Raw genomic sequence first — 22,092 nt, forward strand, 5'->3', positions numbered from 1 at the left:
GACTAGAATGCGGGCTCTTTCTGAGAACAATCAGGCGCCAATGCTTTCCCCTCCAACAGACTGGCTACCCCAAGCCCCCCTCGAACCCCTTCACCTCGACTGGCTCACCACAGCCGGCATCAATGTCGCGATCCTGCGCCTGGACCAGATCGACCCGCTGATCAGCGGCAACAAGTGGTTCAAACTCATCGAACACCTGAAAGCCGCCAACCAGAATGACGCCAAAGGCATCATCAGCCTGGGCGGTGCTCACTCCAACCATCTCCACGCCTTGGCTGCAGCGGGCAAACGTTTCGGTTTCACCACGGTCGGCCTGTTGCGCGGGCATCCGCAAGACACCCCGACAGTAAAGGACTTGCAGGCGTTCGGCATGCAGTTGCACTGGTTGGGTTATGGCGGTTATCGGGCGCGGCATGAACCGGGCTTCTGGCAGCCATGGCGGGAGCTGTATCCCGAGCTGCAACCGGTACCGGAAGGTGGTGGCGGCTTGCGTGGGGCGATGGGCTGCATGCAGCTGGTGGCACAGGCCCGCGAGCAACTGAGTGGTCTGGGCTGGAGCAATTACGACGGCTGGTGGCTGGCCTGCGGAACGGGCACGACCCTGGCCGGTCTGGTGCTGGCGGAGGCGGGTGATCACCCGGTGTATGGCGCGCTGGCGGTGCCCTATGATCATGGCGTGGCGCAGCAGGTCGAGATGATTGGGCAGGAAGCCGGTTGGGTCGATCCCTTGTATGAACTACTGGACGCCAGCCGTGGCGGTTTTGCCAAAGTCGATCCGCAGCTGCTTGCATTCATCGAGCAGACCGAACAGGCCAGCGGCATTCCTTTCGAGCCGCTGTACACCGGCAAAGCGCTCATGGCTCTCAAGCAACAAGTCGAAGCCGGTAAATTTCCCCAGGGCACGCGCCTGATCTTCATCCATACCGGCGGCTTGCAAGGCCGCCGGGGTTTCGAGCAAAGCGGTCGCGATTAACCGCGTTTGGGCATCATCCGCAGCAAGGTGTTATCGCGCACCACATAGTGGTGGTAAATCCCGGCCACCGCGTGCAACCCGATCAGCCAATAACCGATGGTGGCGCCGAGCTCATGCCAGCCCTGGAACTGCTTGGCCAGCGGTTTGTTTTCTTCGATCAGCAACGGCAGGTCAACGCCATAGAACATCACCCGATGCCCTTCGGCACTGGTAATCAGCCAGCCGAGAATCGGCACGGTGATCATGAAAATATACAGTGCCCAATGCATCAGCCTGGCAACCACGGTTTGCCAGCGAGGGGAGGCGGGGAATATCTGTGGTGCCGGCCCCAGGCTACGGGCGAACAACCGCAACCAGACCAGCACGAACACGGTCAGGCCGAGCATGAAGTGCGCTTCCTTGATCAGCGTCCGACCGCCACTGCCTTTGGGAAAGATCCCGCGAAATTCGATACAGGCGTAGACCAGTACTAACAGAACCAGCATCAACCAGTGCAGCGCGATCGATACGGTGCTGTAGCGTGATTCGGAATTCTTCCAGGGCATACGGTGTTTCCTCACAAGTCTGGTCTGAAGTCACCGTTCTTGTTCGACGGCGTGCGTTAACTGTAATCCTGTTTCGCAGGATTTGCCCGAGGCAAATGGGCCGTTCAATGCTCTAAATCAAGTGATCGGCCACAAAAAAGCGCCAGCTCCATCAAAGGAACCGGCGCTTTTTTATCAGGCGAGGGGTGCCATCAGTTGGTTTGCGGCATCTCGCCGTTGGCCAGGCGCTTGTTGATGTCGGCGATCACCTCGGGCAAGTCGGTGATGGTGTCGATCATGTAGTGCGGTCGCGAGCCTTCGAACAGGGCATGAATGCGCTTGCGTTCGCTGGCCAGTTTGTCGCTGCTTAGCGCGCGATAACCTTCGTAGTCCAGACCCAGCGCGTTGCCGGAGCAGATCAACGCCACGGTCCACATGCCGGCACGGCGACCTTCGAGAATACCCGGCACCGTGTCGTCGATCTTCACGCAGGCCGCGACGTCGTCGATGCCCAGGGCGATCACGTTGGCCAGGGCCTGGGCGGGCCATGGGCGGCCGTTGGGCACTTCGTCGGTGGCGACCACGTGATCGGCGACGTAACCGTTGGTGGCGGCCAGTTCCACTACTTTATCCATGACCTGTTTCGGGTAGCCGGAGCACGAGCCGATCTTGATCCCTTGCGAACGCAGGTTGGCGATGGTGTCGAGGGCACCGGGAATCAGCGCCGAATGTTCGGCGATTTTTTCGATCTGCAGCGGCATGAAACGCTGGTAGAGGGCGGTGACGTCATCGTCGGTCGGTGTGCGACCGAACACTTTTCGGTAACGCTCGGCGACTTGCGGCTGATCGCACAGGGTGCGGATGTGGTCCCACTTGCCCATGCCCATCGGCCCACGGGCTTCTTCGATGGAGACCTGGACGTCGAACTCGGCGAAGGCTTCGACGAAAATCTGCGTCGGGGCAAAGGAGCCGAAATCGACCACGGTGCCGGCCCAGTCGAGGATGGCGGCTTGCAGTTTGGTTGGGTGGCTGTAGTTCATGGTGATAATCCTGTGGCAACTGGCTAAAGGAGAGCTGCTTTTGGTGGGAGCGGGCTTGCTCGCGAAGGCGGTATGCCAGCTGACATAAATGTTGAATGTCGGTCCGCTTTCGCGAGCAAGCCCGCTCCCACAGTGGATTGCGGTCTTGCTCAGATCTCTGATATTTCCATCTCGCGCAGCACCTGGGCCACGGCCGCTACCGCTGCACGCATTTCGGCCTGGTTGACGTGGCCGATGCAGCCGATGCGGAAGGTTTCGACCCGGGTCAGTTTGCCGGGGTAGAGGATGAAACCCTTGGCCTTGACCCGCTCGTAGAATTCCTCGAACTGATAGCGCGGGTCTTTCGGCGCGTGGAAGGTGACGATGATCGGCGCCTGGATCGCGGCGGGCAGGAAGCTGCGCAGGCCCAGTTTGGCCATGTCATCGAGCAGCGCCTGGCAGTTGTTGGCGTAGCGCCGATGCCGCGCCGGCAAACCACCTTCTTCGTTGTATTGCAGCAGGGCCTCGTGCAGCGCTGCGACCACGTGGGTCGGCGGGGTGAAGCGCCATTGGCCGGTCTTGGCCATGTAGCTGTGCTGATCGAACAAGTCCATCGCCAGCGAGTGCGAGTTGCCGGCGGCTTTCGCCAGTGTTTCTTTACGCACGAAGACGAAGCCCATGCCCGGCACGCCTTCCAGACATTTGCCCGAGGCGGCGATCAGGGCGTCGAACGACACCTGTTGAGCGTCGATCGGCAGGGCGCCAAACGAGCTCATGGCGTCGATGATCAGGCGTTTGCCGTGTTGCTCGATGACCTGGGCGATGTCCGCCAGCGGGTTGAGGATGCCGGTGCTGGTTTCGCAATGAATCAGCGCGACGTGGGTGATGCTGGCGTCGGCCCGCAGCAGGCGGTCGACGTCGGTGGCGGTGGTCGGTTCATCTTCGGCGGTTTCGAAGGTCCTGAACGACCGGCCGAGCACTTCACAGATCTTCGCCAGGCGTTTGCCGTAGGCGCCGTTGATCAGCACCAGCACTTTACCGTCGCGAGGCACCAGCGTGCCGATCGCTGCTTCGACCGCGAACGTGCCGCTGCCTTGCAGGGGCACGCAGTGGTGGCTGTCGCCGCCGTTGATGATCGCCAGCAATTGCGCGCACAGGCTGGCGGTCAGTTGGTTGAAGCGGTCATCCCATGAACCCCAGTCGACCATCATCGCCTGGCGGGTGCGGTGCGACGTAGTCAATGGGCCGGGGGTGAGCAGGGTGGGCTCGGCAGTACGCATTCTTGGGTCCTTGCAAAAGCTCCGTGGGATGAAGCTACGGGGCATAAATTGCAATTCGGCGTCCTATCAATCAAATTGTTTGTTGTTATGCCAGCCATCAGTGAGAGTTATTCATGAATTTGTTCCAGCTGCGCGCCTTCGATGCCGTGGCCCGCGAGGGCAGCTTCACCCGTGCCGCCGCGCGGCTGTTCATCAGTCAACCGGCCGTCACCGGGCATATCAAGGCGCTGGAGGAGCACTACCAGATCACCTTGTTGCGCCGCACCGCGCGGCGCGTCGAACTGACGGAAGAGGGCACCAGACTCGCGGCGATCACCCGGGCAATGTTCGGCCTGGCCGAAGAAGCGCAAGCGATGCTGGAGGCCAATCGACAGTTACTCACCGGGCGCCTGGAAGTGGCGGCGGACGGCCCGCACATGGTCATGCCGATGCTCGCCAGCCTGCGCGCGCGTTATCCGGGAATCACCGTGAACCTGCGGTTGGGCAATGCCCGGGAAACCCTCGCGGCGTTGTTGTCGGAGCATGCCGATGTGGCGGTGCTGACCGAGGTTGAGCCACGCAAGGGGTTGCACCTGCAAGGGTTGAGCGAGTCGAGGATTTGCGCCTTGGTACCCGCTGGCCATCCGTGGGCACAGCAGTCCAGAGGGCTGCCGCTCAAGGCGCTGGACCAGGTGATCATGGTGTTGCGCGAGCCGAGTTCGATTACCCGACGCACGTTCGACGAGGCGTGCGTACAGGCCGGCGTTAATCCTCGGGTGTTGCTGGAACTGGACAGTCGCGAGGCTGTGACCGAGGCGGTGGCCGCCGAGTTGGGCGTGGGCGTGGTGTCGTCGCTGGAAGTCAGCCACGACCCGCGGGTGGTGGCGGTGCCGATTATCGGCGAGGGGCTGGTCAATCGGCACATGATTGGCTGCATGGAACGGCGACGGGATTTGCGCTTGATACAGGCGTTTTTTGGCTTGGCGCCCGTCGGGTAGACCGCGGCGCGGCTGTCGCGGGCAAGCCACGCTCCCACAGGTTTTGCGTCGTACACAAGCCAGGCGGCCTGTCTAAATCCCTGTGGGAGCGGGCTTGCCCGCGATGGGTCCGGTAAAATCACGGCGTGAGATCCGAGCGGTTGATCAGCCAGTCGAGCAGCAGGCGGGTATCGCGGCGTGGTTCGGGAGCGGGTCGGGAAGGCTGGAGATGGCCCATGCCGGCACACAACACCGGTCGGTCCGGGTCGCTGTCGAGAAAACTGACCAATACTTCGGTGCCGGCCATGGGCAGCCTGGACGGATCGATCCGACCGTCCGGCGCCGCCAGGGCGACCGGTAGCCAGAGACCGATGGATTCATCCGCCTCGACCGTCGGCGTCGGCCATAACCTGACCTGTATACGGCCTTGCTCATCGAGCACCGCCGGTTGCCCGACAGGGCCCAGCACCCGGGCGGTCTGATAGCCCGGGATGCTTGGCCTGGCCTGTTTGAGTGCCGGTCTGAATACCGTTGACCAGGGAATGGCGCTGAACTGATTACTGTAGCGTTGGGCGATGCCGGGCTTGTTTTCGGCAAGAATCGACGGCTGCTGGCCCTGGTGCCGGATATCGGTGAGCAGCCACTGATCGTTGAAACCCGAGAGCGGATGTTCCGCCACTTGTACGATTCGTCCGCTGCGCAGCTCACTCTGGTTGCTTCGGCCGTGGATCTGCCGATGCTGGCAGCGCAGGCGTTCCAGCAGGCGGCGGCCAAGCTGATCGCGGTGAAGCTGTTCGGGCGCGGGGCGTATCGTCACCGGGCCCGTTCCGGCGAGCGGGTGGTTGGCGGCGCCATCGCCGATCACGTGCGTGCCGCGGTTTCTGGCATCCCATTGTGCAGGGGCGGGGGCCGGGTCGTGGCGCTGGAACAATTCGCTGATCACCGGCAAGACCGGGTCGTTGAATGCGTCGGCATGGAACGACATCAGCAGCGGTTCCTGGGGGAAGCTCAGGCTGTCATCGGCCAGGACCAGCACGTGCCCGTCGTGTTGATGTTCGAAGTGATAGTGGATGCCTTCTTCTTCACACAGCCGCTGCATGAAGGCCAGATCGCTTTCATCGTACTGAATGCAAAAAGGCCGCAGCGGGTAGTGCCCGCTGGTCAGGTCGAAGCGATAACTGTGCTCGGGCAACTGATGCTCCTCCAGCAACTGGCGCACGATCGCGGGTACGCCGAGACGATGAAACACCCGTCGCGAGCCGGGCCCATCCAGTCGTTGAAGGTGAGGCACCAGCACCAGGGAGTAGCCGACCCGGTGCGGGCCGCGATGTTCGCGACTGACGCCATGGATCACGCCATGAATGCCCTGATGGGGCGACAGCCTCAGGAACGCCGGTTGTTGCAGCCATTGGTCAAGATTCATCGCCGGGGCAAGACCAATCACTTCGATGTCGAATCGATAGGGCTGGTTGAGGCCTTCGCGGCCACTGAACTGCAACACCTGCAAACTCAAATCGCCGTCGAGGAGTGTCAGGGTGTAGGGGCTTTCCTTGTCGTTGTGCATCGAGCGCGCTTCTGCCATGGGAATGGGCGCAGAGGGTACGAAACCACAGCGCTGAAGCGTCACCGCAAATCGACTTTTCAGAATTGCCCTACAAACATTGGTGAAGATGTCGATCCGTCGTGGGCTGAATATCTTGGAATTTTTGGTCGATTGGCCTCTTTAGGCCGTATAAACTTGCGCTACGCGTCGGCCAATAGATGTCTCGGCGCCACAGATCAAGAGAGTGAGTAATGGGCGCACAGTGGAAGGTTAAACACAAAGAAGCGGCAGCCAACGCCAAGGGCAAGATCTTCGGCAAACTGGTGAAGGAAATCACCATTGCTGCGCGCAACGGTGCCGATACCGCCACCAACGCACACCTGCGTCTGGTGGTCGAACAGGCGAAAAAGGCCTCGATGCCCCGCGAAACCCTGGAACGCGCGATCAAGAAAGGCTCCGGCCAGCTCGGCGAAACCGTGCAATACCATCGCGTGACATATGAAGGGTTCGCACCGCATCAGGTGCCGCTGATCGTTGAATGCGTGACTGACAACATCAACCGCACCGTCGCCGAAATCCGCGTCGCGTTCCGCAAGGGGCAGTTGGGCGCTTCCGGTTCGGTGGCCTGGGATTTCAACCATGTCGGCATGATCGAGGCGTCCCCGGACAGCCCTGACGCCGATCCGGAAATGGCCGCAATCGAAGCCGGCGCCCAGGATTTCGAGCCGGGCGAAGACGGCGCGACGCTGTTCCTGACCGACCCCGCGGACCTGGATGCGGTACAGAAAGCGCTGCCGGAGCAGGGTTTCACCGTGTTGTCGGCCAAGCTGGGCTACCAGCCGAAGAACCCGGTCAGCGGCCTGAGCGATGAGCAGATGGCGGAAGTCGAAGCATTCCTCGAAGGCCTCGACAACCACGATGACGTGCAGGACATGTTTGTCGGGTTGGCGGGTTAAGTCTGTGTGTCATTAACGGTTCTGTTGCCTGACAGACCGTCTTCGCGAGCAAGCCCGCTCCCACAGTTGATCTGTGTTGGTCACACATTATGTGTACGACACAAATCCAATGTGGGAGCGGGCTTGCTCGCGAATGACCGCGCAGCGGTCACCGGCCCTTCAATTCCTGCACCACTTCGCTGAACCCCGGCCGCGCCAGCACATCCGGCTGACAGCAGCGCTGCTGCAATGCCTCTAGCCGCGCACGATCTTCATCGCTCAAGCCCGAGTCGACCCGCTCCAGCAATTCCCCGAGCAAAATCCCGAACGCCCGCACCTCGATTCTTTGCAGCGCGCGGCTTTCAAGGCTGTCCGAGGTGGCATGGAAAGACGCCGCGCCAAAGTCCCCCAGCAGGCAATCGCCATGCTCGTTCCACAGAATGTTGTGGCCATAGAGGTCGCCGTGGGTAATGCCTTGGTGGTGCAAGTGTTCGGCCACCGAGGCGATGCCACTGGCGATACGCATTGCCACGTCGGCGCTGAATCGGGTGTCGTCGGCGTAGACGTCGCGGGAGCAGGACGCCAGGCTGGGCAGGCTGGCCAGGTTACGGTAGCTCGGGTCGATCAGTTGCATCACCAGCCCGGCTTGCGCCTGCGGATGCCCGACGATCCGCCCTTCGACCCGGATCAGGTTCGGGTGGATACCGGCAGTGATGCAGGCGTTCATTTCATGCAACGGCGAGCCGTCGCTGGTCATTTCGCCTTTGTAGAGTTTTACCGCGACCTGTTGGGTCTGCTCCCACAACGCCTGATGAATAACCCCCGACGCGCCTTCGCCCAGCTTCTGCTCCAGACTCAGCCCGGACCAGGGAATGCTCGCCGTGGCTTCGAGGGCAGCGGCATCGGCTTCGGTTTCCAGCGGGTTACCGGCGTAGGCCAGCCAGGTCAGACTCGGCAGGTTCAGCAGCCACTCGGGAAGCTCGGTGAACTGATTGGCGGCGATACGGATCAGCTCCAGTCGATGGCATTGGCTCAGGCTCTCGGGCAAACGCTGTAGCCGGTTGCCGGCGAGCATGAGTTTTTGCAGGTGCGGGCGTTCACCCAGTTCGGTCGGCAGATCCGTGATGTGGTTGTCGGTCAGGATCAGCCAGCGCAACAGCGGGGGCAGTGCGGCGCCCGGCACGTGTTCGATGGTGTTGGCCTTGAAGCCGATCATCGTCAGGGCTGCGCACTGGCCGAGGCAGGCGGGCAGTTCGGTGAACTGATTATCCGAGCAGAACAACACACGCAAACGGGTCAGACGGTGCAGGTCGTCCGGCAGGCTGCGCAAGGCGTTGCCGCTGAGGTTGAGCACTTCCAGCGAGTCTGCCAGGTCGAAGATTTCCCGGGGGAATTCGGTCAGGCCGCAGGCCAGGTCCAGGCGGGTAATGCCCGCCAGTTGGCCGGCGCGCAGTTGTGCGAGGGTGTGCATAGGCAGATTCGCTATTGATCTGAAGGAGGGCGCGGGGGCCTGGAAATGGGCGACATGATAGCGGGAAAAGTGTGGTGGCTGTCAGGCCGCCTTCGCGAGCAAGCCCGCTCCCACACGGGATCGCCATTGTTCGCGGATTTTGTAGCCACTGGAGATCAAATGTGCGAGCGGGCTTGCTCGCGAAGGGGCGGGCAGCCCAAACCCGATCTCCTCGGTCAAGCCGGATCCCTGATCTCCACCAACTGCCCCAACCGGCTGCGTGTACGCGCCAGGTCGATGGCATCGCCGCCCAGGCTTTCGCGCAATGACTGGTGGCCGAGCAGAATCAGGTGCTTGTCCTGGTCGTACAACACGTCGATCAGGTTGATGAAACGTTGCTGGGCGGCGATTGAACAGTCGGCGAGACTGGGCAGTTGGTCGATGATCCAGCGGTCGAAGCGTCGGCACAGTTCCAGGTAATCCATGACCGCAGTGGGGTGTTCGCACAGGTCACTGAAGGTGAAGCCGATGGTTCGCCCTTCGCAGAACCGGGCTTGAAGGTGCCGGGTCCCGACGGGTAGCCGAATGGCCGGAGCGTCGTGTTCGAGCAGCTGCAATGCCTGACGTTGGGCCACCGTGGCCGGCCAGACGTACTGGCCCTGGGTGAACAATTGCTGTGCGTGGGTTCGCGCCCGAGTGCGGTAATCGTGGGGCCCGCCGACTTCCATCACCTGCATGCGCTCGTTGATCAGGTCGATCACCGGTTTGAACCGTGCATGGTAGAGCGGGTTGGGCAGTAAACCTTCCGGCGGGTAATTGGAGGTCACCAGCAGCAGGATCCCCCGGCGGAACAGCGCCTTGAACAGGCGCGTGATGAGCATCGCGTCACCGATGTCATGCACGTGGAATTCGTCGAAACACAGCACGCGGCAGTTTTGCAGCTGTTCGTCGAGGGTAGTCGCCAGCGGGTCGGGCTGATCGCGATGGCTGAACATGCCCCGGTGTAATTGCGCAAAAAATTCATGGAAGTGCAGGCGCTGTTTTTCCGTGACGGGGATGGCCTGGAAAAAACCGTCGAGCAACCAGCTCTTGCCGCGCCCGACCGCACCATGGAGGTAAAGCCCTGGGAGTGGCGCCGATGACCCCGGCAGCGCCGACGCGTGCTGCGCCATGCGGTCGATCACCCGTAGTTGGCTGTGGCTTAGGGTGTAGCCCTGAACATGGGCCCTATGGCGGAAATAGTCGTGGATCACTTGACCTTGCGCGTTGCCACTGGTCGGTGCCGCAAATACCTTGCCGAAAAAACGGCGTAGCGCGGGCCAGCGTGGTGTGAGTCGCGCACGGTTGGGTGGTCGAACGGCCACTGTGATGTCACCCCGTAGTCTTCAGGCCGGCTCCCCCGAGCCGCGGCGGCGTAGTGTAACCAAATGGGTAATTTTCCTTCCACTGATGTTGATGAAGCTTTTGTGGCGGGGGGCAATCCCTAATGCCTGTCAATTAAGCACAATCCCTGTGGGAGCGGGCTTGCTCGCGAAGACGGTGGCACAGTCAATATTGATGTCGTCTGACACACCGCTTTCGCGAGCAAGCCCGCTCCCACAGGTTCCGCACCCGGCATTGGGGCTTGCCTATCACCACAGATTTTGCAAAGCGCGCTGGCTACCGCTCGATACTGCGATTCCACCGGTCATTCCATGCCGGGCGCTGTTCGTTGACCTGATCCCAGTCGATGGCAATCGCCGTCTCCAGATAGCGCTTCATCGCCTCCACCTGACCGCGGGTCTTGTCGGTGGTTGGCGTATTCGGGTTCGACGGAATCTGATCGCCGTCTTCAAGCGCCGCAGCCTGTGCTTCAGGTGTCAGCAAGAAGGCTGCGAGTTTCTGCGCCAGTTCCGGTTGGGTGTTGTTGGCGATGGCGCATTCGGCCACGTTGAGCACCACCGAGCCTTCCTTCGGCTGCGCATATTCCACCGGCATGCCCTTGAGTTTCAGTGCGGTGACCTGGGTCGGGGTCAGCGGGAACAGCGCCGCTTCGTCGGTCTGGAGCATTTCGGAGATTTTCGCCGAGCTCGGAATGTACTCCAGCACGTTGCGCCCGACGGTGTTCGGCCAGGCCTTGAACCCCGGTTCGACGTTGGTTTCGCTGCCGCCCTGAATCCGGTTGAACATCAGGAAACCGTGCAGGCCGAAGGTCGAGGAGGCCATCGACTGGAACACCAGTTTGTCCTTGAAACGCGGGTCGGCCATGTCCATCCAGGAGGTTGGCGCGTTCCAGCCTTTTTCCTTGAACAGCCGCGTGTTGTACGCCAACCCGGTGACGCCGAGGCTGACCGCCACCGCTTGATCCTTGATGCGGCCCTTGGGCGGAATCTGCGCCAGGGTCGGGCTGTCTTCGAGTTTGTCGCACAAGCCCATGGCGATGGCGCGGTACATGATGCCGTCGTCGAGGAACATCACGTGTAATTGCGGGTTGCCTTTGCTGGCCTGGACCTTGGCCAGAATATCGGCCGAGGTTCCCGGCACGATTACCACTTTGACGTTGTTGGCTTTCTCGAAAACCGGCAGCACCTTGTCGGCGTAGAGCCGCTCCATGGTCCCGCCGTTCATGCCCAGATAAAGCGTTGGCTCGGCCTGGGCCTGGGTGACCGTGAGCAGGGCGCTCATGCAGGACAAACCGAGCAGTGCAGTGCGTTTGAGGTTATTCATTGGCGCGACCTTCCTCTATCAAGCTACGGAGTTGGAGTGAAACCGGGTGATGGAAAACGCATCCAGCGGCGTCTTTGACGCGCCACTACAGATGATCTCGGTGAGCGCCTGGCCCACCGCGGGCCCGATCTGAAAGCCCGCGCCGGCAAAGCCGAACGCGTGCAACAGACCGGGTTGCGTGCTGCTGTGACCGATCACCGGTTGGCGGTCGGGTAAATAACCTTCGGTGCCGCTCCAGGTACGAATCGCCTGGGCGCCTTCAAGAAACGGGTAGAGCTCGACGGCCTGGCGCAGGATCTCGATCACCGCGCTCTGGCCGGGACGGGCGCGGGCCTCATCGAGGGCAAAGCCCTGGCCGCCGCCCAACACACAATTGCCCCGCGCGACTTGACGGGCATAGATGCCGCCGCCTTCGACGCCAGTGCTGGCATTCATCACCAAGGGCAGTGGCTCGGTGACCAGCATCGCCGGGTGCCCGGCGTGCATCGGCACCGCTTCGCCAAATTGCGCGGCAAGGTTGCCGGCCCAGGCACCGGCGCAGTTCAGCAGCCAGGGCGCGTGCAGTTCGAGGCCGGATTGAGTGCTGACGCGAAAGCGCTGACCATCGTGTTCCACCGCCGTAACGGCGCATTGTTCATGGATTTGCGCGCCATGCCGACGCGCCGTTTGGGCAAATGCCGGGGACACGAGTCGTGGGTTGGCGTGGCCATCGTCCGGACACAGCGAGGCACCGACCGCGACGTCTCCGACCCACGGAAAACGTGCGCGCAACTCATCGCGATCAAACAGCTGCAAATCAAGGCCGAACCCCTGGCTGCTCGCGGCGTAATCCTGCAACGCTCGTAAATCGTTGAGACTGCGGGCGAGTTTCAAGTGACCGCTGCGCTGGTACTCGCCGTCGATGCCGATCAACTGCGGCAACTGTCCCCAGAGCTCGTGGGCCCGTTGCGACAACGGCAATTGCGACAGCGGCCGGCCCTGACGACGCACGCCGCCATAGTTCACGCCGCTGGAATGCGAACCGCAAAAATCCCGTTCCAGCAGCGCCACGCGTCGGCCAGCCTTGCTCAGAAACAGGGCGGCGGAGGCCCCGACAATACCGCCGCCAATGATGACCGCCTCGACTTCGATCATGGCTCGACCTCCAGACCGAACGGCAAGGGTTTGATCGGTGCCTGAGCCCGCAACCGACCGATGTCGGCTACTGAACGCTGACTTTCGCAGGCAATGATTTCCGCGGCGGCGGCCCCGCACATTCGGCCCTGACAGCGTCCCATGCCGACCCGGCAATGGGCCTTGACCCGGTTGATCTCCCAGTGACCTTCGCGCACCACCTGGCGGATGTCGCCGGCGCGTACTTCTTCGCAGCGACAGATCATCAGGTCATCCGCAGCGTTGGCGGCCCAGCTTTCGGGGAAGGCAAAGGCACGTTCAAGACCCTGGCGGAATCTGCCGATATTTTTCAGCGACTGTTCCAGTTGAGTGCCTCGTTGCGCCGGGATCAGGTAACCGATGTCTTCGAGCAGCGCCAGGGCTGCCCGTTCACCGGCCATTTCCGCCGCGTCGGCGCCCATGATGCCGGCGCCGTCACCGGCCAGGTAGACCTCGGCGACACTGCTGCGCCCGGCGCTGTCGCGCTGTGGCAGCCAGGCGCGGTTGAGCGGGTTCCAGTCGAACTCGCAGCCCAGCAAGTCGGCGAGTTGGGTTTCGCTGCGCAAACCATGGGCGAAGGCGACGGCGTCGCAGTCGATTCGATGTTGGCCTTTTGCGTTGCGCCAGTTCAGCGATTGCACACGCTGTTGGCCAGTGATGTGTGACAGGCTGGCGCTCTGATGCACCGGGACGCCGTGGGCGGTCAGCCAGGCGCGGTAATAGAGACCTTTGGCGAGAGTGGCCGGTTGCGACAGCAGGCCGGGCAGGGCACGAGCCTGAGCGCTGAACGGCGAACTGTCGAGCACCGCGACCACGTTGGCCCCGGCCTTGGCATATTGATAAGCCACCAGGTACAGCAACGGTCCGCTGCCGGCGAACACCACGCGTTCACCAATGGCACAGCCCTGAAACTTCAAGGCGATCTGCGCCGCGCCGAGGCTGTACACCCCCGGCAACGTCCAGCCCGGCACCGGTAGAATCCGGTCGGTGGCGCCCGTGGCGACAATCACCCGGGAGAACGCCACGCGTATGGCGCGGCCCTCGTGCAAGGTGTCGAGCGCGTTGGCCTCGGCGTTCCATACCAGCGTGTCGGGGCGGTAATCGAGTTGTTCGCGCAGTTCGTCGATAGTTTGATGCAGCGCGTTGGCCTTGGGGGCTTCGAAGCCATACAACTTGACGGGCGAGCGCTTGAAGTTCGCCGGTTGCCGCCGATAAATCTGCCCGCCGCCGCGTGCGGCTTCGTCCAGCAGAACCGGGCGCACGCCATGGGCCACCAGCGTCTGCGCTGCACGAATCCCGGCGGGGCCGGCGCCGATGATCACTACAGACTTCATACCCACCTCATATCTGATCGACGCCGAAACTCTGTGGGAGCGGGCTTGCCCGCGATGAGGGCGGCACATCCAACCTCGGTGGTGGCTGACAGGCCGCTTTCGCGAGCAAGCCCGCTCCCACAGGGGATCCGGTTTCTGCAGATGGAATTCGTGTTCATGCCAAGCGCCCCGGTTCGCGGCTGACCTGCTGGCCGGCTTCAAGCTGCGTCGAGCAGGCCCGCACCCGGCGGCCATCGCCCAGGCGGACCCAGCAGTCCTGGCAGGCGCCCATCAGGCAAAAACCGGCGCGGGGTTCGGCGCTGAAGTCGCTGCCGCGCAGGTGTTCGCTGCAGGTCAGCACGGCGGTCAGCAAGGTGTCGCCGAGCAAGCCACTGGCAGGCACGCCGTCGAGGGTAAAGTCCAGGGCCGGGCGGTCGCCTTCGGCCAGTCGTTTCAGCAGCGCCATGGCGTCCTCATTGTTTACCCACCAGAACCCGATCCAGGCCGTAGACCCGATCGAGCAGAATCATCGTCAGCGCAGTCAGCGCGATCACCAGGGCCGACACCGCCGCCATCATCGGATCGATGGATTCGGTGGCGTACACGTACATGCGCACCGGCAAGGTTTGCGTGGCCGGCGAGGTGACGAAGATCGACAGCGTGACCTCATCGAAACTGTTGATGAACGCCAGCAGCCAGCCACCGGCGACCCCCGGCAGAATCATCGGCAAGGTGATTTGCCGGAACAGCGTGAAGCGTCCGGCACCCAAGGATTGCGCGGCGTGTTCGGCGCTGCGGTCCAGGCCGATGGCCGACGCCAATACCAGCCGCAGCACATACGGCGTGATTACCAGTACATGGGCGAAGATCAGCCAGGCAAAGCTGCCGTTGACGCCCATCAGCGCAAACAAGCGCAGCAACGCCACCCCCAGCACCAGGTGCGGAATGATGATCGGCGACAGGAACAGGGCGTTGAAAAAGTCCCGTCCGGGGAACTCGAAGCGGGTGATCGCCAGCGCCGCCGGCACCGCAATCAGCGTCGCCAGACTGGCCGCGCTGAAGGCCAGGATCAGGCTGTTGTAGAACGCATCGACAAAGTCCGCGCGTTCGAACACGGCGCGGAACCAGCGCAGGGAGAAATCCGTGGTCGGCAGGCTCAGGGTGTTTTCCGGGGTGAAGGCGACGAGGCACACCACCACCAGCGGCGCGAGCATGAACAGCACCACCAGGGCATGGAACAGCAGGGCGAAAGGACCGTTTCTGGACATGACGAATTATCCCAATGACTTCTTGTAGCGGCCTTCGATCATCCGGTTCCACGACAGCATGATCAGCAGGTTGAGCAACAGCAGGGCCACGGCGATGGCGGCGCCCATCGGCCAGTTCAGCTCCGACAGGTACTGGTCGTAGATCAGCGTGGCGACCATCTTCAGCCGGCGTCCGCCCAGCAGGCCGGGAATGGCGAAGGAACTGGCCGCGAGGCCGAACACGATCAAGGTGCCGGAGAGCACGCCGGGCATGACCTGCGGCAACACTACTTTGCGTATCACCGTGAAGTGGCTGGCGCCCAGTGACAGCGCAGCCTGCTCGGCGGCCGGGTCGAGTTTTTGCAGCGAGGTCCAGACCGGAATGATCATGAACGGCAGCATCACGTGGACCAGCGCGATCACCACCGCGAACGGCGTGTAGAGCAGCTTCATTGGCGAGCCACCGAAGGCTTGCAAGGTCTGGTTGACCAGCCCGTCGGCGCCCAGCAACAGGCTCCAGCCGAACGCCCGCACCACCACCGAAATCAGCAGCGGCGTGAGGATCAGAATCAGGAAAATCGAACGCCACGGCGCGCCCATGCGACTGAGGATGTAGGCCTCGGGCACGCCGATCAGCACGCAGAGCAGGGTGGTCAGGGCACTGATCCACATCGTGCGCAGAAAGATTTCGTAGAAGTACGGATCGCCCAGCAGGCTGCTGTAGTGGGCGAAGGTGTAGGCGTCGCTGTTGATCCCCGAGCTGTAGTCGAAGACGTTCAATGACAACACCAGCGTCAGCAGCAGCGGGATCGCCAGCAGGCCGATGTACAACGCCAGGGCCGGCGCCGACAACACATACCCTTGGCGTCCCTGGCGGATGGCGGCGAGCATGTTCATGCCGACACCTCGTCGACACTCAGCACCCGCAGCAGCGCCGCGTCCCAGTCGAGCCCGACCGCCGTGCCTTCGGCCAGTGGCGCCGAGCCGTCGTTGCGACGCACCACGCAGAGTTCGCCCAGGGTTGTCGTTACGCCGTACAACCATTGGCTGCCGAGGAAGAAGCGGCTGGCGATCTTGCCTTGCAGACGACCATGGCCTTTTTCCCGCAGATCGATTTTTTCCGGGCGCAGGCTTAACGTCAGTTCGCCGTTGCCGGTGTTGCACACCTGAACCACACCGGCACCATCCCGCTCACCGGGCAGCAGGTTGGCTTTGCCGACGAACCCGGAAATGAACTCGGTGCGCGGGTGTTCGTAGAGGGTGTAGGGCGCGTCGATCTGGGTGATGCGCCCGGCCTGCATCACCACCACCCGATCACTGATCGACAGCGCTTCGGACTGGTCGTGGGTGACCATCAGCGTGGTGATCCCGACTTCGCGCTGGATGCGGCGGATTTCGAACTGCATCTCTTCGCGCAAATTGGCGTCGAGGTTGGACAGCGGTTCGTCGAGCAGCAACACCGGCGGTTCGATCACCAACGCCCGGGCCAGTGCCACACGCTGGCGCTGGCCGCCGGAAAGCTCCCGTGGATAACGCTCGGCGTGCTGGTGCAGGCGAACCAGTTTCAGCACCCGATCCACCCGTTGCTGCAATTCACCGTTGGGCACTTTGCGCATGCGCAGGCCGAAGGCGACGTTGTCTTGCACGGTCATGTGCGGGAATAGCGCGTAACTCTGGAACACCACGCCCAGACCACGGCTGGCGGGTTTGGCGTGGGTGATGTCGCGACCGTCCAGCACAATGCGCCCGCTGCTGACTTCGACGAAGCCGGCGATCATTTGCAGGGTAGTGGTTTTGCCGCATCCGGAGGGGCCGAGCAAAGAGACGAACTCGCCTTTTTCCACCGACAGGTTGGTGGCGACGACCGCGTCGATCTCGCCGTAACGTTTGCCGAGGTTTTCAAGTTGCACGAAGGCCATGACTGCGCTCCACCTGAGATTGTTATGCGTCGCCAACGGCGCGCTTTTTTGTATGGGCAGATACGAAAAGATGTTGCGGGGGGTGTTGGCGCTCGAGGTGTGTCGGCTGCCGTTGTTGTTCGAATCGCCCCTGTATGGACGCAGAGTAGGACGAAGAATAGGATGGGCTCAATAACCTATTTCACTGAAGCGATGACTATTTTCAGTTTTATTCGGTGAGTAAATTTATTGATGAGAAATCACATGTCTGATTCCACTGAATGGAATGAAAACAAAAATGAAGTCGGTGTCGGTGCGGTCTCGAGACTGTTTGCCGTGCTGCGCAGCCTGGGTGATTCCGTCGAGGGCGGCGAGCGCGTGACGCAACTGGCGCAGCGCATTGGTTTGTCGCAACCGACTACCCACCGCTTGCTGCGCAGCCTGATGGACGAGGGCATGGTCGAGCAGGATGCGCGCAGCAAACGCTATCGCCTGAGCCTGGAGTTTTTTGCCTTGGCGGCCCGCGCCGGGAATACAGGCAACCTGCGCGAACTGGCGCGGCCGGCGTTGCTGCGGCTGTCGGCATCGTTGGGCGATTCGCTGTTTTTGCTGGCGCGCAGTGGCTTCGATGCGATCTGTCTGGACCGCAGTGAAGGGCCGTTTCCGATCCGCACATTTACCGGCGATATCGGTGGGCGGGTGGCGCTCGGTGTGGGGCAGGGCAGCCTGGCGATTCTGGCATTCCTGCCGCAAGAGGAACGCGACACGGTGATTCACTACAACTTGCCGCGGCTCAAGGATTTTCACCTGTATGACGAGGTGTTCCTGCGCTCGGAAGTCGAGAATGTGCGCGCGCTCGGGTACGCCGGGCGCAACACCGGCGTGTTGCAAGGCATGGCCGGCGTGGCGGTGCCGATCCTCGACCGCGAAGGCCGGGCGGTGGCGGCGCTGAGTGTGGCCACGATCAGTGATCGCCTGGGGCCGGATCGTTTGCCGACGGTGGTGGAAATGCTCAAGCGCGAAGCCGCGCTGATCGGGCCGCGGATCAACCCGTTCGATCCGCTGCTGCGCAGGCCTTCGCAAGTCTTCGGGCAGGGGTGACCACAATCTCCAAATAGTCGCTGATCCCTGTGGGAGCGGGCTTGCTCGCGAAGGCAATGTGTCAGTCAACATAAACGTTGAATGTTAAACCGCTTTCGCGAGCAAGCCCGCTCCCACATTCGATTGGCGTTGTCCTCGTTTTCCGAGATCAGAACTTCAGCATCTGCGCCGTCGGGGTGTCACTCGGGCTGACCATCGCGTAGTTGTACCCGGCGCCCGACCAGTATTCGGCCTGCAGTTCGCCGTCGCTACGGCTACCGCGAGGCAAGAAGGTGTTCTTCGGTCCGGGTGGCCGGACGTAGAAACTGATCTTGTGCCCGCTCCGGTCCTCGTACACCACCATCGCCGCCGGCCCTTGTTCGGTACTGAGCAAACGGCCGCTGATGGGTTTGTATCCGGAAGCGGTCAAATTCGGCAGGCGATGGGCCTGGCTGAAATAGCGGTCGAGCCAGCCCTGCATGTCACTGTCGTCGCTGGCCTTGTAATCCGCCGGCAGAATGCCTTGCAGGGCAATCAGCCGGTAAGCCTGCATCGCATCGGTCATCGGCAGCGGGGCGCTGATCAGGGTCATTTCCCGTGCCTGCCAACCGCTCAAACCGCCGACACTGACCGCAATCAGTAGCACCGCGGCACTGGCCAGGTGACGGCGTGACTGGCGTTTGAGGCGCTGGCGAATCAGCGCCGGATCAAGCTCCGGGTTGATCGGTTGCTGCAAGGCGCCGCTCAGGGCCGCGCGCAATTGCTGGGCGTCCTGCTGCCAGGCGCGCACTTGCGCGGCCACTTCGGCATTGCCGGCCAGATAAGTTTCCACCTGATGTCGGTCGTCATCGCTGAGTTGGTGATCGACGTAGGCGTGAAGGTCACGCTCGTTGGGAGGCAGGCTGATCATTTGAGTCTCCGCAGCGAAGGGCGGGTGATTTCGCCGTCACTGAGCTGGCGCAAGGCCTGACGCGCGCGAGACAGGCGTGACATTACGGTGCCGATGGGGACATCGAGAATCTCGGCGACCTCCTTGTAACTCAAGCCTTCCACTGAGACCCAGAGCAGCAGCGCGCGCTGTTCGGTGTTGAGTTGATCGAAGGCTTGCAGGGTCGTTTGGGCGATCACCGTGCGTTCTGCCGAAGGCTGTGTATCGTCCCGTCCGGTAAAGAATTCGAGCATCCGCGCATAACGCCGGGAGCGGCGGTGGGCGTCGAGGAACTGCCGATAAAGTATCGAAAACAGCCAGGCCCGCAAGTCACCCTCGGGACGTTTGTCGCCCCAACTCGACAGCGCCCGTTCCAGGCTGGCTTGCACCAGATCGTCGGCGCTGCTGGGGTTGCGTGTCAGCGATACGGCGAAGCGCCGCAGCCTGGGAATGATTTCCCTGAGTTGTTCGTCGATATCGCTCATGAAGTTCTGACTAGTCACTACGCTGTGGTGAGTGTTCAGGAGGACGCCCGGCATTCGAGGTTATTCCACGCCTGGAAAAATAAACACCGGCTGATGGAATAAACCTTGGCGGGGTTCGTCTGCCTGATTCTTCTCACTTGTGGCCGATGGCCCTGGAGTCATTCATGGTAGATCGCTCATCACCGCCAACGGAGCCTGGCCGGCCACCGCTGAGTACTGCGAGCCTGACGTTACGCCTGACCGGTATTGCCGTGGTGGTCGCCGCATTGGCCGGGGCTTTTGCCTACGTCAATGGCACACTCGACCCACAGCGCCTGACGCCGAAAGCGTTGATCAATGTGCTGGAGAAAAACAACGGCGTGCACCCGGGGTTCCGTCGTAACCACGCCAAAGGGGTGTGCGTGATCGGGCATTTCGAGAGCAGCGGCCAGGTGCGCGAGTATTCCAGCGCCCAAGTGTTCAATGAAGCACGGACCCCGGTGGTCGGGCGTTTCGCGCTGCCTGCCGGCAACCCTTACGCGCCGGACAACAGCGTGCCGATCCGCAGCCTGGCGTTGCGTTTCACCCAGGCCAACGGTCAGCAGTGGCGCACCGGGATGAACAGCATGCCGGTGTTCCCGGTGGGCACGCCCGAGGCGTTCTATCAACTGCAACAAGCGCAGTCGCCGGACCCGGCCACCGGCAAACCGAACCCTGCGGCGGTGCCGGCGTTCTTCGGCTCTCACCCGGAAGCCGCGCCGTTTCTGGCGTGGATCAAGACTGCCAAACCTTCTGCCAGTTATGCGACCGAGACTTATAACAGCGTCAATGCGTTTTACCTGGTGAACGCGGCCGGGCAGCGGCAAGCGGTGCGTTGGAGCATGGCGCCGGTTGCTCAGGACGCGGCGGGCGCGACGGCACCGGAGGGCGCTGACTTTCTGGAGAAGGATCTGGTTCAGCGTTTGTCCGCCGGACCGCTGCGTTGGCAATTGAACATCACCCTGGCGAACCCCGGGGACCCGGTCAACGACGCGAGCAAGGCCTGGCCCGGTGACCGAAAAGTGCTGAACGCCGGCACGCTGGTACTCGAAAGCACCCAACCACAACTCAATGGCGAGTGCCGTGACATCAACTACGACCCACTGGTATTGCCCAGCGGCATCGAAGGCTCCGACGACCCGCTGCTCGCCGCTCGTTCAGCGGGCTATGCCAATTCCTATCTGCGTCGCACGAGCGAAGTGAATCAGTTGCCCAACGCCAAGCAGGAGGCTCATCAATGAGCGCTCAACCGAACCATTTCGCTCCCCTGGCGCGGCTGCTGCATTGGCTGATGGCGCTGATGATCATCGCGATGCTGTTCATCGGCGCCGGCATGGTGGCCTCGGTGTCCGAGCGTCACGAGTGGCTGATCCACCTGCACAAACCGTTGGGCATCGCCATTCTGCTGTTGGTGGTCGTGCGTCTGGCCGTGCGTTTTTCGACCCGGCAACCACCGCTGCCGGCGGACTTGCCGGGTTGGCAAGTGCTCGCGGCGAAGGCTTCGCATGTCTTGCTGTACGCCTTGATGCTGATTTTGCCGCTGCTGGGCTGGGCGATGATTTCGGCGGCTGGCGATCCGGTGATGCTCAGCAGCTCGTTGCAACTGCCGTCGATCCTGCCGGCGAATGCGCAGGTGTTTGCATTCCTGCGCAAGGCACATAGGTATCTGGCGTATCTACTGTTCCTGACCGTGCTGCTGCACCTGGCGGCGGCGTTGTTTCACGGGTGGGTACGCCGCGATGAGGTGCTGGACAGCATGTTGCGGGGCAGGGACCGTGGGTGAGTCGGGGGACTGCCGATAACTGTGGCGAGGGGGCTTGCCCCCGATGGGCTGCAACGCAGCCCCAAATGCGGTTGGTCAGACGCTCCTGCGTCTGATCGATTTACGCCTGCTGCGCAGCCGATCGGGAGCAAGCTGCCTCGCCACAGGTGTTGGGTGTTTTGGTGGCCAGCGTCAGCCACCAATAGATCAACGCTAGGGCGTTGATGCCCGCACCCAGCCAGCACACCGCGATCCAGCCGCCCCAGGCATACATCGCCGTCGAACCGATAGAGCCCAAGGCGCTGCCGATCGAATAGAACAGCATGTAGCCGGCGGTGAGTCGGCTTTGCGCTTCGGGGCGCACGCTGTAGATCATGCTCTGGCTGGTGACGTGAACGGCCTGCAACCCCAAATCCAGCGTAATCACCCCCGAGCAGCAGCGCCCACAGCGAGGATTGAGTGAGGGCGATGGGCAGCCATGAGGCGAGCATCAGCAACAACGACAGTCCGCTGGTCCATTGACCCAGGCCACGATCGGCCAGATGCCCGGCGCGAGCAGCGGCCAGTGCGCCAGCGGCCCCGGCCAGCCCGAACAGTCCGATTTCGGTGTGGGACAGTGAAAGCGGCGGGGTGCTCAACGGCAATACCAACGGGGTCCACAGCACCATGGCGCTGGCGAACGTCAGCAGGGCAAGGATGGCCCGTTGACGCAGCACCGGTTCTTCCTCGGTCGCTGGAATTGCGCGCCGAGGATGGGCGGCTGTTGGGGCCCCAGGATTGTGTGCGGATCCCGGCTGAGTAAAACATCAAAAAATCGCAGCCT

21 protein-coding genes and 2 pseudogenes are annotated in these 22,092 nt (G+C 62.3%); 7 read left to right on the forward strand and 16 right to left on the reverse strand.

The features are described 5' to 3' along the window. Nucleotides 1-40: 40 nt before the first annotated feature. Nucleotides 41-973, forward strand: coding sequence for a 1-aminocyclopropane-1-carboxylate deaminase/D-cysteine desulfhydrase (locus tag PSH64_RS10090; protein ID WP_305481132.1), 933 nt, complete (start codon nt 41-43; stop codon nt 971-973). Here the strand turns inward: PSH64_RS10090 and PSH64_RS10095 are convergent. The 3 genes from PSH64_RS10095 to PSH64_RS10105 form a co-directional block, all read right to left on the reverse strand. Next, a complete protein-coding gene (locus tag PSH64_RS10095; RefSeq protein WP_305480581.1) occupies nt 970-1,518 on the reverse strand; it encodes a cytochrome b in 549 nt (182 codons plus the stop codon). The genes PSH64_RS10090 and PSH64_RS10095 overlap by 4 nt on opposite strands. A gap of 191 nt (nt 1,519-1,709) precedes the next feature. After that, a complete protein-coding gene (gene phnX, locus PSH64_RS10100) occupies nt 1,710-2,537 on the reverse strand; it encodes a phosphonoacetaldehyde hydrolase (protein ID WP_305480582.1) in 828 nt (275 codons plus the stop codon). A 149-nt stretch (nt 2,538-2,686) separates the two neighbouring features. Beyond that, nucleotides 2,687-3,796, reverse strand: a complete 1,110-nt coding sequence (locus PSH64_RS10105; RefSeq protein WP_305480583.1) for a 2-aminoethylphosphonate--pyruvate transaminase — start codon at nt 3,794-3,796, stop codon at nt 2,687-2,689. A 113-nt stretch (nt 3,797-3,909) separates the two neighbouring features. Between PSH64_RS10105 and PSH64_RS10110 the strand changes: the two genes are divergently transcribed. Continuing rightward, nucleotides 3,910-4,773, forward strand: coding sequence for a LysR substrate-binding domain-containing protein (locus PSH64_RS10110; RefSeq protein ID WP_305480584.1), 864 nt, complete (start codon nt 3,910-3,912; stop codon nt 4,771-4,773). A gap of 118 nt (nt 4,774-4,891) precedes the next feature. Here PSH64_RS10110 and PSH64_RS10115 read toward each other — a convergent pair whose 3' ends face one another. After that, nucleotides 4,892-6,316, reverse strand: coding sequence for a type VI secretion system Vgr family protein (locus PSH64_RS10115; RefSeq protein WP_105344049.1), 1,425 nt, complete (start codon nt 6,314-6,316; stop codon nt 4,892-4,894). Nucleotides 6,317-6,546: 230 nt separating this feature from the next. Between PSH64_RS10115 and PSH64_RS10120 the strand changes: the two genes are divergently transcribed. Continuing rightward, nucleotides 6,547-7,251: a YebC/PmpR family DNA-binding transcriptional regulator gene (locus PSH64_RS10120; protein WP_007940960.1), complete on the forward strand. Its 705-nt coding sequence runs from the start codon at nt 6,547-6,549 to the stop codon at nt 7,249-7,251. A 148-nt stretch (nt 7,252-7,399) separates the two neighbouring features. Here the strand turns inward: PSH64_RS10120 and PSH64_RS10125 are convergent, their stop codons facing one another. From PSH64_RS10125 to PSH64_RS10165, 9 genes are all read right to left on the reverse strand, one after another. Beyond that, entirely contained in the window at nt 7,400-8,701 is a 1,302-nt protein-coding gene (locus PSH64_RS10125) for a leucine-rich repeat-containing protein kinase family protein (RefSeq protein WP_305480585.1), read from the reverse strand. A 215-nt stretch (nt 8,702-8,916) separates the two neighbouring features. Next, a complete protein-coding gene (zapE, locus tag PSH64_RS10130; RefSeq protein WP_305480586.1) occupies nt 8,917-10,044 on the reverse strand; it encodes a cell division protein ZapE in 1,128 nt (375 codons plus the stop codon). A gap of 295 nt (nt 10,045-10,339) precedes the next feature. Next, nucleotides 10,340-11,386: an ABC transporter substrate-binding protein gene (locus tag PSH64_RS10135; protein WP_105344039.1), complete on the reverse strand. Its 1,047-nt coding sequence runs from the start codon at nt 11,384-11,386 to the stop codon at nt 10,340-10,342. Nucleotides 11,387-11,404: 18 nt separating this feature from the next. Beyond that, nucleotides 11,405-12,520, reverse strand: a complete 1,116-nt coding sequence (locus tag PSH64_RS10140) for an FAD-binding oxidoreductase (protein WP_305480587.1) — start codon at nt 12,518-12,520, stop codon at nt 11,405-11,407. Next, on the reverse strand, nt 12,517-13,872 hold the full coding sequence (locus PSH64_RS10145) for an NAD(P)/FAD-dependent oxidoreductase (protein ID WP_305480588.1): 1,356 nt from the start codon (nt 13,870-13,872) through the stop codon (nt 12,517-12,519). The genes PSH64_RS10140 and PSH64_RS10145 overlap by 4 nt, the downstream gene beginning before the upstream one ends. Nucleotides 13,873-14,026: 154 nt before the next feature. Further along, the gene (locus tag PSH64_RS10150; RefSeq protein WP_105344032.1) at nt 14,027-14,317 is read right to left on the reverse strand and encodes a (2Fe-2S)-binding protein; all 291 of its coding nucleotides are present in this window, start codon (nt 14,315-14,317) and stop codon (nt 14,027-14,029) included. Between the two features lie 7 nt (nt 14,318-14,324). Next, a complete protein-coding gene (locus PSH64_RS10155) occupies nt 14,325-15,119 on the reverse strand; it encodes an ABC transporter permease (protein WP_019580025.1) in 795 nt (264 codons plus the stop codon). A 6-nt stretch (nt 15,120-15,125) separates the two neighbouring features. Further along, a complete protein-coding gene (locus tag PSH64_RS10160; RefSeq protein ID WP_305480589.1) occupies nt 15,126-15,995 on the reverse strand; it encodes an ABC transporter permease in 870 nt (289 codons plus the stop codon). After that, nucleotides 15,992-17,017: an ABC transporter ATP-binding protein gene (locus tag PSH64_RS10165; protein ID WP_064618870.1), complete on the reverse strand. Its 1,026-nt coding sequence runs from the start codon at nt 17,015-17,017 to the stop codon at nt 15,992-15,994. The genes PSH64_RS10160 and PSH64_RS10165 overlap by 4 nt, the downstream gene beginning before the upstream one ends. Before the next feature lie 243 nt (nt 17,018-17,260). Between PSH64_RS10165 and PSH64_RS10170 the strand changes: the two genes are divergently transcribed. Next, the gene (locus tag PSH64_RS10170) at nt 17,261-18,097 is read left to right on the forward strand and encodes an IclR family transcriptional regulator (protein ID WP_105344023.1); all 837 of its coding nucleotides are present in this window, start codon (nt 17,261-17,263) and stop codon (nt 18,095-18,097) included. Between the two features lie 148 nt (nt 18,098-18,245). Here the strand turns inward: PSH64_RS10170 and PSH64_RS10175 are convergent, their stop codons facing one another. Both PSH64_RS10175 and PSH64_RS10180 read right to left on the reverse strand, forming a co-directional pair. Continuing rightward, nucleotides 18,246-18,986 (reverse strand): anti-sigma factor, encoded by a 741-nt coding sequence (locus PSH64_RS10175; RefSeq protein WP_105344021.1) that lies wholly within the window; start codon nt 18,984-18,986, stop codon nt 18,246-18,248. Then, the gene (locus PSH64_RS10180; protein ID WP_305481133.1) at nt 18,983-19,489 is read right to left on the reverse strand and encodes an RNA polymerase sigma factor; all 507 of its coding nucleotides are present in this window, start codon (nt 19,487-19,489) and stop codon (nt 18,983-18,985) included. The genes PSH64_RS10175 and PSH64_RS10180 overlap by 4 nt, the downstream gene beginning before the upstream one ends. A 164-nt stretch (nt 19,490-19,653) precedes the next feature. On the opposite strand from PSH64_RS10180, the gene PSH64_RS10185 reads away from it, so the two are divergent. Further along, nucleotides 19,654-20,748 carry a catalase family peroxidase gene (locus tag PSH64_RS10185; RefSeq protein ID WP_305480590.1) on the forward strand — a complete coding sequence of 365 codons (1,095 nt, stop codon included), beginning with the start codon at nt 19,654-19,656 and terminating at the stop codon, nt 20,746-20,748. Then, on the forward strand, nt 20,745-21,290 hold the full coding sequence (locus tag PSH64_RS10190; protein ID WP_018925452.1) for a cytochrome b: 546 nt from the start codon (nt 20,745-20,747) through the stop codon (nt 21,288-21,290). Before PSH64_RS10185 ends, PSH64_RS10190 begins: the two co-directional genes overlap by 4 nt. Nucleotides 21,291-21,390: 100 nt before the next feature. Here PSH64_RS10190 and PSH64_RS10195 read toward each other — a convergent pair. Continuing rightward, nucleotides 21,391-21,997 (reverse strand): annotated as a pseudogene (locus PSH64_RS10195) (MFS transporter); the annotation flags it as partial. On the opposite strand from PSH64_RS10195, the pseudogene PSH64_RS30395 reads away from it, so the two are divergent. Further along, a pseudogene (locus tag PSH64_RS30395) lies at nt 21,997-22,071 on the forward strand (transcriptional regulator); the annotation flags it as partial. The pseudogenes PSH64_RS10195 and PSH64_RS30395 overlap by 1 nt on opposite strands. Nucleotides 22,072-22,092: the final 21 nt, after the last annotated feature.

This window comes from Pseudomonas sp. FP1742 (genome assembly GCF_030687145.1).
In the GTDB taxonomy this organism is placed as follows: Bacteria; Pseudomonadota; Gammaproteobacteria; order Pseudomonadales; family Pseudomonadaceae; genus Aquipseudomonas; species Aquipseudomonas frederiksbergensis_D.